Here is a 14,404-nt window from a genome sequence, read left to right on the forward strand (position 1 = left end):
AAAAACAATTCAGATGAGACTACCTTCCAATTAAGTGTTTTTGACGGACCATTTAAAGCTGATGTAGTAAATAAAAATGGTTTATTAAAATTTCAATTCGTGCAAACAAAACAGGGTACAATATTATCAATGACTGAATGTGAAAGCGACTTGATAGAATTTGAAAAATCCTTAAAAGCTGCTACTAAAGAATTGTTAATTGAATTAAAGAAAAGAAACTGGATTTCTAAACATACGGAAGAGTTATCGCATTATATCACTGCTTAATCATACAAAACGTGATAATTGGGATATTGATTTGGCACAATTAGTAGAAATTTTAAACAGAGCAAAAAATGAATTAAAATAATAAGAAAGTAGATTAGTTTAAAATTTTTTTTATAAAACACACAAAAACGAAGGTGAAAAAGCCTGCTTTATGTGTGTTTTTGTTAGGAATGGAATTGTTTCATCCTTTGTATTTTGTGCTTGCTATGATGTCAAAGCAACAAAATTCCTATGGGAGCAGAACACCATTTTACATGAATGAAGCATTGCAAAAGAAAGTGACCCAACCAAAAGACGAAAGCCTAACGACATGTATATTTGAAGCAGACACCTTCATCCCTATAGCCAAACTAACAAGTGCAGGCAGCTACAGTATTATCACCGACCCGCCGGTAAGTTCCTATGATGAAGAAGGAAAAGAAGTTTGGAAAAGAGAACTAGACATATATGGTAGAGAAAAACTAGAACTAACCGAATACAAACAAGTAAAAGAATTCACAGGAGAAACAGACTTTATTCCATGCAAAGAGATATACTACTGAATTAACGATAAAACTTAGGGAGAATGCAATTAATTTTGCTAAGGAACAAGGTTATATAAAATGTCCTTAAAAACTAATAAATGGAAGGGTGGATTTTAATTGTTTGCTCAATGCATTCCTTTTGATGATCATGTGAGAGGTAGAATAGGTGGTAATCCTCCAAAATTGATTGAAGAACAAATACCTGATGATTACAGGTTTTATGCAACTCTAGTTCATCCAGAAAAGGAGGATGTTATGCTTTCTATTATTATTCATAAGAATTTTGATACTTTATTAGAAAAAAATATTTATCCTTCAATTGAAGTAAGAGTTATAGAGCATAAATACTCCGAAATTGGAAGCAATACTGATAAAAGCATTTTAGATTTAGGTATGAGCTCAATAAGCGATTATTCGGAAAACCAAGGGAATAATTTTTTGTTTATTAAAGTTTTGGGAGAACCACGTCTTATTCAACCAAAAAGTTATTATTATAAAGAGTTGGAAAATGATGACTATTCCTTTTTTCTGCAAATAGAGGAGGAAGGCTATACTGATAATATGGATTATGTGTTTATGTACGGTGCATTATATCTATATAGGCATAATGAAACAGGAGAGGTCATCGCTGGTTTCTGGCAATGCTCTTGAACAACAACTATTAGAGTGTAAAATGCGCACCTGCAGGTTACTTTATTCAAATGCGATTATGCAGATTGAGTAAGTAACCCTCTTTTTCATTGATTTTGATGTGATTTTTGGCAAAGACCCTTGTATTTTCTTCAGGGGAAATAGCTGAAAACATCCATTTTTACGTGAGAGATGGAGTTCTTGAAAATATCTGTATAAATTATCATATTTCGACAAAATAATACTTTGGTTACATAAAAATTAAAGTGTACCCATTGTCAAGGACAGTTTGGGTTTTTATTCGCCAATTTAGATAGGTTTTGTTTTCTAAACATTTCCAAACATGGCAGAGACCAAAGATCAAGCCAATTTTCAAAAGTGGGGTATAACCCAAGAAGTTGATGACTTGACTAAGCGATATGGTACTGAATTGCCAAAAGGGTGGACTGTTGAAGAATTATGTCGAGGAAGTCGCTCTGACATGTTGGATTTGGAAAAAGTATTATCTGAGAAAAGACCAGGGAAGCTTAATTAAGAAAAACACGCAGGCAGTGAACTAGGTGAAGCTAAGCACCAAAGCGTAGAAAATATATGAAAGGGCAGGAAGCCCATGATTCATAGCGGTAGAGGAGAATTTTTGATGGATATATATATAACCGTGGCAAATGGTGGAGTTTCAAATATTCGATTAACAGTTTATAAGTATAAAGATTTGATAAAGGAAAAATTCGCAAATAAAAATTATGGAAATGATATAACAGAGATTTCTTATTTTTTATTTATTAATGGAGATGTGACAAGATATTACGAAAGAAGTGGGGTCTATAAACTTAGTTATAAACCCCAAAAAAAGTGTATGGATCTCCATATTTGTATGGATGAAACTGGTTGGAGTGATGATAAAGACAGAAATGAAGTGATATTCAAAAATGCTTTAATGAAACTATTAATATATAGTTCGGAGTCCATAAAGGAAAAAAGCATCGCTAAGAAATTAGATTTCAATAAAGATTTGTTCAACCAAACGTTAAAAAGATGTTTTGAATAATTTTCTTTCGTTAGAATTTGATACCTGAATAATCTTTTTTACATATGTTTTTCTTGTTTATGCTCACTCTTAAAAACTAAAGTGATATGATTTCACCGCAAAAAAAATTATAAATATCAAATTCCTAGAATTCAAATTACCTCAATGGCAATTGTCAGCGTAAAAAATGCAAGACAATGTGCAAGTAAATATCTCACACATCAAGGCTTCTCACTTCAATCACGAAACTTGGTCAGCAACGATGCAGTATAATTTATTAAGTGTGATACCTCTAAGAGAGGACATCAAAATAAGATTCCGGTCACTGATCCTAATTCTAGAAATACGTATGAAATAATCGAAATGGACAAATTTTAGAAGGTCATTCTCAGTTGCCTAAAAATAAAAAATCCAGAAAAGGGCCATGTTAATATGAATATTAATGATTTCCCCTCAATTACATTCTCATATTTTGATACAACTATTAATAAAATTGATGAATTTTTAAGAGTCCTCTTCAAAGAGAAAATTGAAAAAAATAAAACAATAATCTCTAGAGTGAAATCTAATGATTTCAATGCTCTATCTGAGTGCTGTTTAAAAGCACAACAGTCATACAGTGTAAGTTCATATGAAGCATTGTTTTACAACCCTTCAATATGTAACGACAAAACTATAATGATTAGTAATTTTAACAGATGGTTGGTTTACGCTATGTAATGTAATAAGTCATAACTTAGAATGTAGTTATTATCTTTTTACCCTAGACGATAGAATATCTTCTGAACCAAGTAGTTCTTTTTGATATGTTAATAAAGATGTTGAAAGAGTTGTGTATTCTATGAAAGATGGTAAGTGGATATTTTATTCAGAGGGAGCACCTTTATTCTTTGAAGATGAAAAAAATTATAAAAAAAGAATTAAAAAAGAACGATTAACAAAACAGATACTAATAGAATATTGTAATTTATTGGGTTTGCATGTAGATGAGAATGGATTTTGGTTTATTGTAACTTAATAAACCAATTTTTCTTAGGAGAAAAATTATTGTGGAAATTGGTTTATATAATGCTATTTCAAAAGCAGGAACCACGATATCTGTGGATAAGAAAGGAAAGATTAAATGTCCAGGATAAAATATGGTGAAGATATATTAAGGATAATTGAGGAATTAGAAACTACATCCTCAACAAATGCATTATCTTTATTGAAGAATATAGAAGAAGAGTCACGGCAGGAGATTGGTACTGATAAAATAGCCTTCTTTTCGAATCCAATTATAATAGAAAGATTAATAAAGATTGGGCAGAAGTATGAAGGTGATGACAAAATTTTAGAAGAGGCTATAAGAACAGTCACAATTATTTCTGAGAGATTTGACGTTAAAACGCAAAATTTATCTGATTTCATGATTAGCCATATCGAATCTAAAAATAATAAAATTAAGTATGTTATAGCTTCATACTTTCCTTTTTTACCGCAATTTAATGATTACAATGAAAAGTGGGAGTATATACTATCAATTCCGACGATTCTTCCAAAAAGTGAATCTATACACATATTTCGAAGGGTTATTGAGCGGAGAATAGATGAAATTCCAAGTGAACTAAGGAAAAATATTATTAAGATAATGGAAAATTTTGTTTTTCGAAAAAAGAATGAGACTCTAGATGATGATATCTTTGACCAGTTTATGGATATTTTAAATAAGTTAAGATGGGACAAGTATAATGAAGAAATGTTAGGGCTTATTGGAGAATTAGAAACTACACCATTAAATGCGTTCTCTTTAATAAAGAAAATAGAAAGAGAGACAAGACAGGAGATTGGTATTGTTAGTGAGGCATTTTTTTCTAATCCTATTGTGATGGAAAAATTAATAAAAATTGCATACAATTATGAAACGGATGAAAAAATTTTAGAATTGTTTGTTAGAACACTAGTTATGATTTCTGAGAGGTTTAAGGTTAATACTCAATGTTTATATAGTTTTTTAATGAGACATGCTGAATCTAAAAATAAATGGATTAATTTTGTCGTAGCTACGCGATTAGGTTTTTTACCGCAGTTTGATAACTATGAAAATAAATGGGGATATATTCTTTCGATTCCAAAGATACCTCCTAAGAGGGATTCTATGCGTGTATTTCGTCTAGTTATCAAACAAAGAATTGATGAAGTTCCAGATGAATTAAAAAAAGAAATAATTATTGTGATGAGGAAATTTCTTGATAAAGAAAATTTAGTTGTAGATACTCACAATCTATTTCTGGATATTATCGAGCAATTAAGCAATAGTACAGAAGATTTAAAAACATAATTGTACAAATAGAGGGATTTTTAAACCTGATGGTAAAACTAGTATAAATATTTCAAATATATGTAAAGAAAACGATGTATAACGCTTTCTTTACATATGTTTTTTTGAATTTACCATATTCTAGGACAGGTTTGTATAATGTAATGGAATGGGGAAAGAAAAATCCAGTTGGTGAAGTGTTTTTTTAGAGGGAGAACTTTAAAAAATGCTTTGAAAAGATATACATTAGCATATTTAGAATCGAACAGCTGTAGAAATGAAGATATTGCATACAGATGTTAATAATGCTAATTCGGGGTTATGAACAATGGAAAGGACATTTACCACCAGGAAATAAATGTCGCCATTAAAATTGAAAGGGTATGATATGATATGCATTTTAATATTGTAACTGATACGGCGGGTTCAAAGGTTGGAGAATTGGCAAGTGAGTTACGTAACTATTTAAAACCTAGAATTCATAGTAAGTATGCCAATGTAGATGTTACTATTCTAGTAGGATTTCGTTGTTTACCAGAATCTATAAGAGAAGATCTTCAATTAGATATACAAAAAAAGATAATTGTTTGACTATTGATATTTCTGTGGAATTGGAAGATTATATAAAAATGTATAAGATTGAACAACGATATCATCTAGGAAATATCTTAATTGAATATTTAAGAAAAGCATTAATAAAGAGAACATTTGAAGGGTTAGATAACGAAGAATTTATTGATAATATTATAAAATGGGGAAAAGAAATTCCTATAAAAATGGATTGTGGGGCGATAAAAGTAGAGAATTGGTTTGGAGATGATATTGATTGGTCTTCAGACCTTGATAAGTAATCGAGAATTATGGACTGCAAGAAAGTGGTTAGAATTGTGAATACGTAAATTAAATAAACGAGTAAAAATGAACACATGTAAAGGTGAGGCTAAAAGCTTCTCTCTACATGTGTTTTCTTGTTAGAAAAGAAATATTTTTGTTCCGTGTATTAACTTAATACTCTCCTCTACTGAAAATTTTATTTGACACGAAAAATTAAAGAAGAGAAACCCCTCGCTGCCAAGAATTTTGGCTTATCATTAAAAATGTGAATTATATCCAAACGTTGTATCCACACACAAGTAGAGATATATAATGGGTGATTTTGAAATTTACTCAGTGGTTTGATATGGTAAACTTGGATAAATAAAGGAAGCTCTGTTATTCAACCGAACGGGATTGATAAATATGTAATTCCTTCTCCAGAAGCTGGATTAGAAGGTGGAACAAATAAAATTGTTACCGCATCTCCTTCAAAATAACTAACGATGAAAGAAGAGAGTAAATTGATAAATGAATATAAAGTTGATTGGTGCCCATTGTGTGATCAAGGCTGGGTCATTGTAAAAGATATTCAAGCATCAAATCTGTATTTGTGTTGTAAAGAATGTGAGTCTGAATGGAAAAGCCCATATGAAATAACTGTTTGCCATTTAATACATAGGCAAATTATGATTTTCCAACTGTAGATGAGGTGATTAGTTATGGCTGGGCTGAATTTATCAAAACCTAAGTTGTAAGGAAAACCTTAGTGAGTAGTATTCGATGAACTTCTTATAATAATTAGGAATCCCTTGAAGTAAAGTAGAGCACGTACTTAGAAAATATTGCAATCATAAAAAAGGGGTTGAGATGAGCATAGTCTTTGCTTACGATACAACCTCATCTAGTGTTCTAAGAGGGTGTGGTAATTTTGTATTTACTAATCCGAGTAAGGAAATAGCTTCTGAATTTGCTAGAAAAAAAGATATATTATTAAATTAAAACCTCTAATTATATTGATGTAAATAAATCGCTCTGAGCTTTTGTGCCATATCCGGAACAATTAGAACATTCAATACTTTAAGGTATTTCGCCAAATGAATAGTTGGAGCACATGTAAAAAATAAAGGGAAATGACAGGAGACTTTATTCCTAACTTATTATTTGGTAGGTGATATTTTGACTTATGAAAGTAAAACTATAAAACTTGCTATGAATGACGGAAAAATATTTGAAGGTATTTTGAAACTATATGAGGAATGTCCAGATGATGAAGAAATGATTTTAATAGAACTATTAATATTAGGTGACACAATAAGTTTCAAACATGAAAACTTTTTCCTAGCACTTCAAAGCTTGCGACAACATCTAGAGGATAAACATATACAGGTTATGTGTAATGGGGCTGCGTTAAATGTTTATCCATCTACAATGCAGCTATCGATGGGTACCGGACGTTTAGCATATAAAGTAAAATTAGGAGAACCAGCTAGATTAAAAGATATAGTTGACATATTTGAATTTGACAATGATCTGAGGTTTGTAAAAATCGAAGAACAGTTCAGCTACTATATTATGTGGTTAAAAAGTTTAGAAGGCTAGGTTTATTGGTTAAAGAAGAGTTTTTACTAGTGGTTAATTATACCTTTGGATTTTTTTGGGGGGCTATATTATGGAAATTTATTTTTATAAAGTAAATGAGGAATATGGCTGTTTCTCGGATTTTTCTCCTCATGGTTTTGAATCAGATGGTTTTTTGGAATACAAGTGAGCATTATTTTCAGGCAAATGTGGGATCTGAACTTGAGGAGAGAATTAGGCTTTCATTATCACATTTGAAACCCTAAATGGGACGTGATAGGAGAAACCCACTTAAACAATAACAACTAAAAAATTAGGGAAGTGTACAAGATGATAGAAAAAGATTACGAGATGATTGTAAAAATATTCGAGGAATATAGTTCCTCATATAATGTGTTGCTTCATCAAGTTGAAGACGTTGAAAATGAAACGATTATTTGGAGCAATTCTTATCTAGAAATATACCCATATCAATATGAATTAAATCAATTACCAAAACCAAAAATTTATAAAAAGGAACCGAAATCTAAGGAAGGAATTATAGTGAATAAGTTGAAAAACAATGAACTGTATTTTTCTTATAACGCTGAAAATAAAGGGTGGGGGAGTTCTTTCATAATAAATGAAACTGAAAAGAAAATCTGTCTTAGATTTCGTAGTAATAGGGCTGGTGAAATGGTTTTAGGCCAAGTATATTATATAATATATGAAGGATCTGTGATAGAAAAAAGATTGTTCTACACAAGGGACGATGATACGAACGAAGAAACGTTTATGGTTGACAGATATTCATATAATGACAATTTGACTATTCATACTATTATTAGGGACGGTTTCTTTGGAGAAAAAATAAAAATTTTATCCACAAGGACATTTAGATTTGAGTATGTAAATGGAGATGTACTTATTTACTCGAAACAATTGAAAAAAAATCTAAAAGTTGTTGAAGATCTATTGTATACCTCTAGAAAGGCAAAAAAAAATAAACAGTGAAATCAGAGACAGGTAATGCGAACCGAAAATAGGGAATTAAGATTAGAGTGTAAGGAATTATAATTAGCTGATTGTGACAGGAAAACTGTTTCGTCATCAAGCGAAAAGTAACTATACACTATTAAATGTAGAAAATGTTTATTTAACATATTTATGTGTTACCCGATAGTGTTGATGAAACCAGCAATCTCTATGAAATGTTGCATGTTTTCGCACCTCGTACAGAGTAAAAACTTTGTGGCGGTATTCGTAAAAAACATCAAAAGAGGAGCATAAATTCTTTGGGAATTATGCTCCTCTTTTTTAACTTATATTATTTGTCTTTTTGGTAAGATTTTCTTGTTATTCGATTAGAAGCACGGTAAACGAGTTAACAGGTGTAAAAGTTACCTATAGTTATGATGAGTTCAGTAAACTCGTTTGGTCCAATCAAGGCGGTCAATTTGACTTTTTACACTGCAGTGTCGATGATGTCGGGAATTTGTATGAAACGTAAGAAAAGACAGATCGTGTCTATGGTGCCGGAAGCAGACTACTTGAAACAAAAGAGGCAACCTTCTCTTATTGGTGATGAAGGGAATCTCATTCAGAAGATGGAGAAGAATGGTGATACGTGGAAGTACGAATATAACGGTAATGGCTTGATGTCGAAAGTCGTACGCCCAGATAAGACAGAAGTACTTTCAAGTATGACTCGCTAGGTAGGCGAATAGAGAAGAGTTCTGACGAAAAAACTATGAGCTTCGTATGGGATGGGAATTCTATTCTACATGAGTATTTCTTGGAGAATTATTCAGATGAGTTAAAAGTTTTGCCCAAAAACATGAAATGACAATTAAATACTTTTGGACAGACAAAAATACGGGCATGGAAGAAGGGTTAAAATGGGATAAGCATGGAATGGTGACAAAATGTAAGAGGGGTTAATAATTGTTTGTGAATAATTCGAAATATTAACAGAAGGTGGTAAGAAATATGATTGCAATTAACGATTTTAACCGAATAGGTGAAAATCTTTTTAGATTTATTTATAACCTAGGTGAAATAACTTATAGCTCTGTAGTATCTTTTAAAGAAGCATGTACAGATGCTCATTTTAATTCAGTTTTTCCTTTGATCCAAGATAACTTACTTTGGTTAGAACAAAGTGTTGATACGCTGATGGATCTAATTGAAGAAAAATTACCTGAAAATGTAGATGTTAACGAATTTAAGCAATTACACATTGTTTCATTTTCTTTGAATTTTGAGGAAAATTCTGATGTTCCTATTATTCAAATTGCTTATGGTGATGATGGGGTTTATTTGACAGTAGGTATAAAAGAACAACAAATATTTCTACTCACACTCAATGAAGAATAAGAGTAATATAAATACATTTTTACTATAAATGGAATTGGATTAATTTATGTGTTTACAACCTACTCTCAAAATCATTCGTCAACTGTATCTGAAGCCTTAAAAAGCTTTTCTAGTAATGGGAGTGACATGAAAAGTTATTTTTGAGGTCATAAAAGGAAGGGCTTTGAGTGAGTAACCCCTATTTACAGAAAGGAAAAAAATATGACATATATAATTAGTAGGCTTTTTAGCCATGAGCCGAATGAACTACTCGCTAGACCAAGGGTATCGTATAAAATTAGTGAGTATGTTTTCGATTATATAAGAGAAAACATACTCATTCCCAATAAACTTTTGAAGGATGATAAAATTGATTATAGTTTCACACTTAGTTTTGTAGTATTCGACTCAGAGTTACATAAATTTTTTTATGAAACTCCGTTTAATACAGAAGAAAATAAATTTCGACCAGATACAAAACCCAAAAAAATTAATGGGGTGAAGGAAGTTTCTATTAGAGTTGTTTCTAAGAAAATATCTGCGATAATACTTCCTTCAGATTATGCAGATATAGTCTATGATATGTTCGGTTCTTTTTTAGTGGCTAGTTTCTCAAAAAAAGTAACTAAGGAGAAAATGGATGAGTTGAAAAAAGGGTTAAACTATACTTATATCAATAGTATTCCCTTTCCCGCACCATTTGAAGAGCAGAAGTATAATGCCGATAGCAGTAGTTATCACAAATCAGTAGATTTTAAAGCTATTACAGAGGAAATAATAATAAAGGATGTTTACAAAAAGCACTTTGGTTTTTGATCAAGTTGACAGATGAAATAAAGTAACTATTGAACTATAATAAGGAGATTTCGTGTATAGAAATCATATGTCCGAAAATTTCATTCCGATAGCAACAGTTGGAAATCAAATATATGGGACGAAGAATATTAAAATGTTTTAAATGCAAAAAATGAGAGGGTATCTATACTTGCAAAAATCACTAGATGTTCAATTTATGTAAATAAACTTAGAGGTGGCAATAAATTAATTAATTGGGATTTATTGTACTTTATTTTTGCTTTATTTAAACATAACAAAAAGCGCCCCTATTTCTTAATCATCGAATTTTGAGGCAAGCTGAAAAGAAATGCTTAGACATAAGAAGTGTTCTTTCTGATATAGGAGAACGAATGGAAGATGGTCGCTGGAAAAATGCAATAAAATGTCACTAGCATTAGGGAGAATTTAAATGGATTCTATAATAGTTAAAATAAATCAGGAATTACTTGATGGTTGGAGTGAAGTGGAACAAAATGCTGAAAATAGGATCACTGCTAAATTATCAGAAGTTTCTTACTGGAAATATGCTTCAGATGAATATTATAGTCACCTTCCTTATTTTCATGAAGTAAATAATTTTAAAAAAGGACGGATATTAAAGAATATATCAGAGGAAGAACGATTTAGTAAAAGAACCATACACTCATTTGGATTTAATGAACTAGATCAATTAATTATCATGCAACATCCAGAAGTAGATGCTGATATAAAGTTTGGTATATCAACAGAATTATATACTTCTGAGACTGATGGAACAGTTAGAAGCAATGTAATAAGATGGTACCCTGAGAAAAATCAACCTACTGTGTTATTAGCCCTGAGTGTATTTAGAAATTTGGATGAAACTAGTAAAATTGAAGTCAGAAGTGGAAAAAAGAATTGGACAGCAACACATTATAGCTATGATACTCCAGATGGAAAAATCAACAGAATCGTTCGTAGCTCTTCAGGATGGGCAATGCCAGAAGAATATGATTTGATTTACGGAGAAGATAATAAATTAGACAAATTAATGATGAGCAATGTCGTCTGTTGGAAAAGAAAAGTTAAAAAATAATGTTAGTTAAATGAACATAGCGTATCCAATAAAATTAGAGGATATGCTGTTTTTCAATATTATCAGAAAAACTTAGATTTAGTTATCAACTTTAACTATTGTAGGAAATCAAAAGAGTACTTACACTGGCAATATGCGGTGTTGTGCTGGCGCACTCGCCACCATAATTGCTCTGTCTTTCTCCTAAGTTTTATAGGATATATGCTGATTTTTCAAAAATTAACTATTTGAAAATCTTGTATTCAGGAAAGATAAAACTAATAGGTCTCATTGCGATAAAAAGTAAAATCTAGGAGATGATCTTGAATAATAACTTTCCAAAGGGCATTAACAGTATCATCTTTTGTAATTTGATCATATTTGATCCGGCCGATAATCTCCATTAATTGATGAAGCATATCAGCTTGTGTCTGTAAATTTACATAATTAACTTTTGATAAATGATTCATCAGAACCTCCAAGTAGTTTTACTGGAGATCACCAACTATGACTATAGATTTTAATTCAAGATTTTATTAAGAGGGAGTTCTTATGGAATTAAGAAAAAAACTAGGTAATCAGTTAGAAAAGCTCAATATAGATGATATAGTTACTTATTTTATTAAAGGATCGACTTCATTTGAGAATGATGCGTATAATGAGCCTTATCATTTATTAGAAAAATATAGCGATAATAAATCAGGAGATGAAAAATATGATGTGATATTATCGTATTATATAGAAATTCTTGAAAAACAGGATATTGAATTAAAACTATATTTTTCAGAAGGAAAAAGGTATTTACATGCATTAGAATTTTATGAAGATTCCCCGAAACTATTTGATTTCCAGAAGCAATTGGAATCAAAAAATATTAATGTGTATGTTTGCAAATATGAAGAAATTGATTGGGAATATGGAGTGATCATTTTAGATCAAACAAAGGCAATACAATTTAGAGTAAATACATCTTTAGATGAATATGAGATTTTTCAGATTGAGGCTCCACATGTTGGCGAAAATCAAGCTGAACGATCAGCTAGTATGATTAGAGGAATACAAGTATCATATAAGAAGATCGGTTTTCAAGAATTGAAAGCATCTCGTTTTTGGAAATAAAAATGGTATTCTTACTGATCTAATCTCACAAGCCGATGAAGATCATTTTTATGATGAAAACCGGAGATTAAAAGAAGAACTTCGAGAAAAGATACAATTAGAAATGAAAAAAATCAATCATGGTCTGTCTTTAATTTATCCATTTGAACTTTGAAATACACCCAGAACGGTAAATAAATAGATGCGGTGGTTCCTTTTGGAGAAATTGAAAGGCAAAATGAAGGTCTAGTAATGAAGATATTTAATCATACAAAACGTGATAATTGGGATATTGGTTTGGCACAATTAGTAGCAATTTTAAACAAAGCCAAAAATAAATTGAAATAAAAAGAAAGTAGATTAGTTTAAAATTATTTTTATAAAACACACATAAACGAAGGTAAAAAAGCCTGCTTTATGTGTGTTTTTGTTAGAAATGGAATTGTTTCATCCTTTGTATTTTGTGTTTGCTATGATGTCAAAGCAACAAAATTCCTGTTGGATTGATCCTTTTGGGTTACGATGTGAACAAAAAAATAAAAAAAACTTATATGAAGGAACTAGTCGTAGAGATGCTTTTAGACAAGCCAAAAGAGATGTAGGTGTTCCTATGAACCAGCAACCACAATAAGTCAGTAGAACTCATCTTTTGGATGGTAATGGAAATAAAGGCATGCAAAACGGTCAACCAGTACAAACAAGACAATATCATTTTACCAACAAAGATGGAAAACCTATAGTTATTCAAGAACATAGTCTGGGGCATACAATAGCAACACTAGGCATGGGCTAGAATCCCATTTTAATGTTTAGACCTCCAGATAATTTGAATACAGGTTCAGTTGGTGGCACTCACGATCATTACAATTTTGGGGGTAATTAAATGGATATACTAGAGTTAATTAATACTAATGTTTTTCTAAAGAGATTGTTTCCTAATGGATTAACAGAACCTGTTTATATAGGGCAAATTGGTTTCGATGTTGAAGGGAGAATGTCCGTAAATATTCATACGAAACAAAAACCCGCAATAGAAGTTGCTAAATGGGGTAATTGGGGTGTCGATTATAATGTTATAGTAATTAAATTAAATGGATTGTGTCGAGATTCAGCTAGTCTAAAAAACTGGAAAAATGCTGGATATGGAAAATTAACTATTGTCAAAAATATAGAAACGTTTATTATTTCTCAACAGGGTTCTAATTGGAGCATTGAACTTGAATGTGATGCATTAATTTTCAATGAATGTTCTATCTATACTGATGGAGCAGAATAAAGAATAACAAAAAGAGCAGAAAATATCTGGATACAGGTTAATCTGCTCTTTTGAATGTAACCGTTTTAAATTATCATAGATATAGCCCACTTCATTGGTAACTAGCTTTTGAAGTGGGTTTCTTGTGCAAGAAAAGGGAAAACGACATGTTGCGTTTGGTATAATGTGGATGATTCCCTTCTCTTTAGTGGAAGTCGATTGACATTCTTATTAAACAATAAAATGTCGTGTTGAAGGCTTTGCCTTCAGCTGTTACCCCACGAACGAAAGCCCGCTATTCCTACGTTAAACATCGAAATTAGCCCAAAACCGCTAAGCAATCGGTAGTCAAATGGCGATTTTTAGTGATAAAGCTGCTACCTTATTTGATAAACATAACGTATGTCCATAATAATCAATAAAAGGAGCAATATGATGGTATGGATAGAGATGGTACTATCTTGATTGATACAAGTTCAAGTCAGAAAATTATTTATAATGGTTTTACTTTTAAAGAAATTATAAAAGGTATTATTGTAGAATATGCAAATAAGTCTAAAAATGAAGCTGAATCAATTATTACTAATTTCAAATACTTTTCAAAGCCTATTGAGACATTTAGTGATGCATTATTTTTTAGTCATGAAACAGAGTATCATTGGGCTATGTGCATGGTCTATGGTGATAAATATTGGTTAAAGGG

At 31.1% G+C, this 14,404-nt stretch carries 20 protein-coding genes; 19 read left to right on the forward strand and 1 reads right to left on the reverse strand.

What is annotated here, in order from left to right; genetic code table 11:
- From ACMZ42_RS21180 to ACMZ42_RS21250, 15 genes are all read left to right on the forward strand, one after another.
- Positions 1–267: hypothetical protein (locus ACMZ42_RS21180; protein ID WP_415732702.1), on the forward strand; the 267-nt coding region annotated here is incomplete at its 5' end.
- A 209-nt stretch (positions 268–476) separates the two neighbouring features.
- A complete protein-coding gene (locus ACMZ42_RS21185; protein WP_415732703.1) occupies positions 477–809 on the forward strand; it encodes a hypothetical protein in 333 nt (110 codons plus the stop codon).
- Positions 810–908: 99 nt separating this feature from the next.
- Positions 909–1,442 carry a hypothetical protein gene (locus ACMZ42_RS21190; protein WP_415732704.1) on the forward strand — a complete coding sequence of 178 codons (534 nt, stop codon included), beginning with the start codon at positions 909–911 and terminating at the stop codon, positions 1,440–1,442.
- Positions 1,443–1,827: 385 nt separating this feature from the next.
- Positions 1,828–1,956 (forward strand): hypothetical protein, encoded by a 129-nt coding sequence (locus ACMZ42_RS21195; protein WP_415732705.1) that lies wholly within the window; start codon positions 1,828–1,830, stop codon positions 1,954–1,956.
- A gap of 105 nt (positions 1,957–2,061) precedes the next feature.
- On the forward strand, positions 2,062–2,469 hold the full coding sequence (locus tag ACMZ42_RS21200; RefSeq protein ID WP_415732706.1) for an Imm12 family immunity protein: 408 nt from the start codon (positions 2,062–2,064) through the stop codon (positions 2,467–2,469).
- An 820-nt stretch (positions 2,470–3,289) separates the two neighbouring features.
- Positions 3,290–3,466 (forward strand): hypothetical protein, encoded by a 177-nt coding sequence (locus ACMZ42_RS21205; protein ID WP_415732707.1) that lies wholly within the window; start codon positions 3,290–3,292, stop codon positions 3,464–3,466.
- Positions 3,467–3,571: 105 nt separating this feature from the next.
- A complete protein-coding gene (locus ACMZ42_RS21210; RefSeq protein WP_415732708.1) occupies positions 3,572–4,768 on the forward strand; it encodes a hypothetical protein in 1,197 nt (398 codons plus the stop codon).
- Between the two features lie 372 nt (positions 4,769–5,140).
- Complete coding sequence (locus ACMZ42_RS21215; protein ID WP_415732709.1) at positions 5,141–5,338, forward strand: hypothetical protein; 198 nt, start codon at positions 5,141–5,143, stop codon at positions 5,336–5,338.
- On the forward strand, positions 5,335–5,598 hold the full coding sequence (locus tag ACMZ42_RS21220; RefSeq protein WP_415732710.1) for a hypothetical protein: 264 nt from the start codon (positions 5,335–5,337) through the stop codon (positions 5,596–5,598). Before ACMZ42_RS21215 ends, ACMZ42_RS21220 begins: the two co-directional genes overlap by 4 nt.
- 1,141 nt (positions 5,599–6,739) lie before the next feature.
- Positions 6,740–7,162, forward strand: coding sequence for a hypothetical protein (locus ACMZ42_RS21225; RefSeq protein WP_415732711.1), 423 nt, complete (start codon positions 6,740–6,742; stop codon positions 7,160–7,162).
- A gap of 309 nt (positions 7,163–7,471) precedes the next feature.
- Positions 7,472–8,134, forward strand: coding sequence for a hypothetical protein (locus ACMZ42_RS21230; RefSeq protein ID WP_415732712.1), 663 nt, complete (start codon positions 7,472–7,474; stop codon positions 8,132–8,134).
- Between the two features lie 443 nt (positions 8,135–8,577).
- Complete coding sequence (locus ACMZ42_RS21235; RefSeq protein WP_415732713.1) at positions 8,578–8,835, forward strand: hypothetical protein; 258 nt, start codon at positions 8,578–8,580, stop codon at positions 8,833–8,835.
- Positions 8,836–9,109: 274 nt separating this feature from the next.
- Positions 9,110–9,496: a hypothetical protein gene (locus ACMZ42_RS21240; protein WP_415732714.1), complete on the forward strand. Its 387-nt coding sequence runs from the start codon at positions 9,110–9,112 to the stop codon at positions 9,494–9,496.
- Between the two features lie 201 nt (positions 9,497–9,697).
- The gene (locus tag ACMZ42_RS21245; protein ID WP_415732715.1) at positions 9,698–10,291 is read left to right on the forward strand and encodes a hypothetical protein; all 594 of its coding nucleotides are present in this window, start codon (positions 9,698–9,700) and stop codon (positions 10,289–10,291) included.
- Between the two features lie 430 nt (positions 10,292–10,721).
- The gene (locus tag ACMZ42_RS21250) at positions 10,722–11,369 is read left to right on the forward strand and encodes a hypothetical protein (protein WP_415732716.1); all 648 of its coding nucleotides are present in this window, start codon (positions 10,722–10,724) and stop codon (positions 11,367–11,369) included.
- 257 nt (positions 11,370–11,626) lie between these two features.
- Here the strand turns inward: ACMZ42_RS21250 and ACMZ42_RS21255 are convergent, their stop codons facing one another.
- Positions 11,627–11,818, reverse strand: a complete 192-nt coding sequence (locus ACMZ42_RS21255) for a hypothetical protein (RefSeq protein WP_415732717.1) — start codon at positions 11,816–11,818, stop codon at positions 11,627–11,629.
- Between the two features lie 82 nt (positions 11,819–11,900).
- Here ACMZ42_RS21255 and ACMZ42_RS21260 point away from each other — a divergent pair, with 82 nt between their 5' ends.
- From ACMZ42_RS21260 to ACMZ42_RS21275, 4 genes are all read left to right on the forward strand, one after another.
- Entirely contained in the window at positions 11,901–12,467 is a 567-nt protein-coding gene (locus ACMZ42_RS21260; RefSeq protein ID WP_415732718.1) for a hypothetical protein, read from the forward strand.
- Positions 12,468–13,095: 628 nt separating this feature from the next.
- Positions 13,096–13,239, forward strand: coding sequence for an HNH/endonuclease VII fold putative polymorphic toxin (locus ACMZ42_RS21265; protein WP_415732719.1), 144 nt, complete (start codon positions 13,096–13,098; stop codon positions 13,237–13,239).
- A gap of 90 nt (positions 13,240–13,329) precedes the next feature.
- Positions 13,330–13,722 (forward strand): hypothetical protein, encoded by a 393-nt coding sequence (locus tag ACMZ42_RS21270; protein WP_415732720.1) that lies wholly within the window; start codon positions 13,330–13,332, stop codon positions 13,720–13,722.
- Between the two features lie 419 nt (positions 13,723–14,141).
- Positions 14,142–14,404 (forward strand): hypothetical protein (locus tag ACMZ42_RS21275; protein WP_415732721.1); only part of this gene is annotated, 263 nt, incomplete at its 3' end.

Origin of the sequence: Lysinibacillus sp. NPDC056185 (assembly GCF_047737915.1) — a bacterium.
Classification (GTDB): domain Bacteria; phylum Bacillota; class Bacilli; order Bacillales_A; family Planococcaceae; genus Lysinibacillus.

Excerpts from the sequence above, each read along its gene's own strand:
- ACMZ42_RS21215 (WP_415732709.1), top strand. The coding sequence starts at position 5,141 with ATGCATTTTAATATTGTAACTGATACGGCGGGTTCAAAGGTTGGAGAA.
- ACMZ42_RS21260 (WP_415732718.1), top strand. The coding sequence starts at position 11,901 with ATGGAATTAAGAAAAAAACTAGGTAATCAGTTAGAAAAGCTCAATATA.
- ACMZ42_RS21240 (WP_415732714.1), top strand. The coding sequence starts at position 9,110 with ATGATTGCAATTAACGATTTTAACCGAATAGGTGAAAATCTTTTTAGA.
- ACMZ42_RS21245 (WP_415732715.1), top strand. The coding sequence starts at position 9,698 with ATGACATATATAATTAGTAGGCTTTTTAGCCATGAGCCGAATGAACTA.
- ACMZ42_RS21210 (WP_415732708.1), top strand. The coding sequence starts at position 3,572 with ATGTCCAGGATAAAATATGGTGAAGATATATTAAGGATAATTGAGGAA.
- ACMZ42_RS21200 (WP_415732706.1), top strand. The coding sequence starts at position 2,062 with ATGGATATATATATAACCGTGGCAAATGGTGGAGTTTCAAATATTCGA.
- ACMZ42_RS21270 (WP_415732720.1), top strand. The coding sequence starts at position 13,330 with ATGGATATACTAGAGTTAATTAATACTAATGTTTTTCTAAAGAGATTG.
- ACMZ42_RS21185 (WP_415732703.1), top strand. The coding sequence starts at position 477 with ATGTCAAAGCAACAAAATTCCTATGGGAGCAGAACACCATTTTACATG.
- ACMZ42_RS21255 (WP_415732717.1), bottom strand. The coding sequence starts at position 11,818 with ATGAATCATTTATCAAAAGTTAATTATGTAAATTTACAGACACAAGCT.
- ACMZ42_RS21205 (WP_415732707.1), top strand. The coding sequence starts at position 3,290 with ATGAAAGATGGTAAGTGGATATTTTATTCAGAGGGAGCACCTTTATTC.
- ACMZ42_RS21250 (WP_415732716.1), top strand. The coding sequence starts at position 10,722 with ATGGATTCTATAATAGTTAAAATAAATCAGGAATTACTTGATGGTTGG.
- ACMZ42_RS21230 (WP_415732712.1), top strand. The coding sequence starts at position 7,472 with ATGATAGAAAAAGATTACGAGATGATTGTAAAAATATTCGAGGAATAT.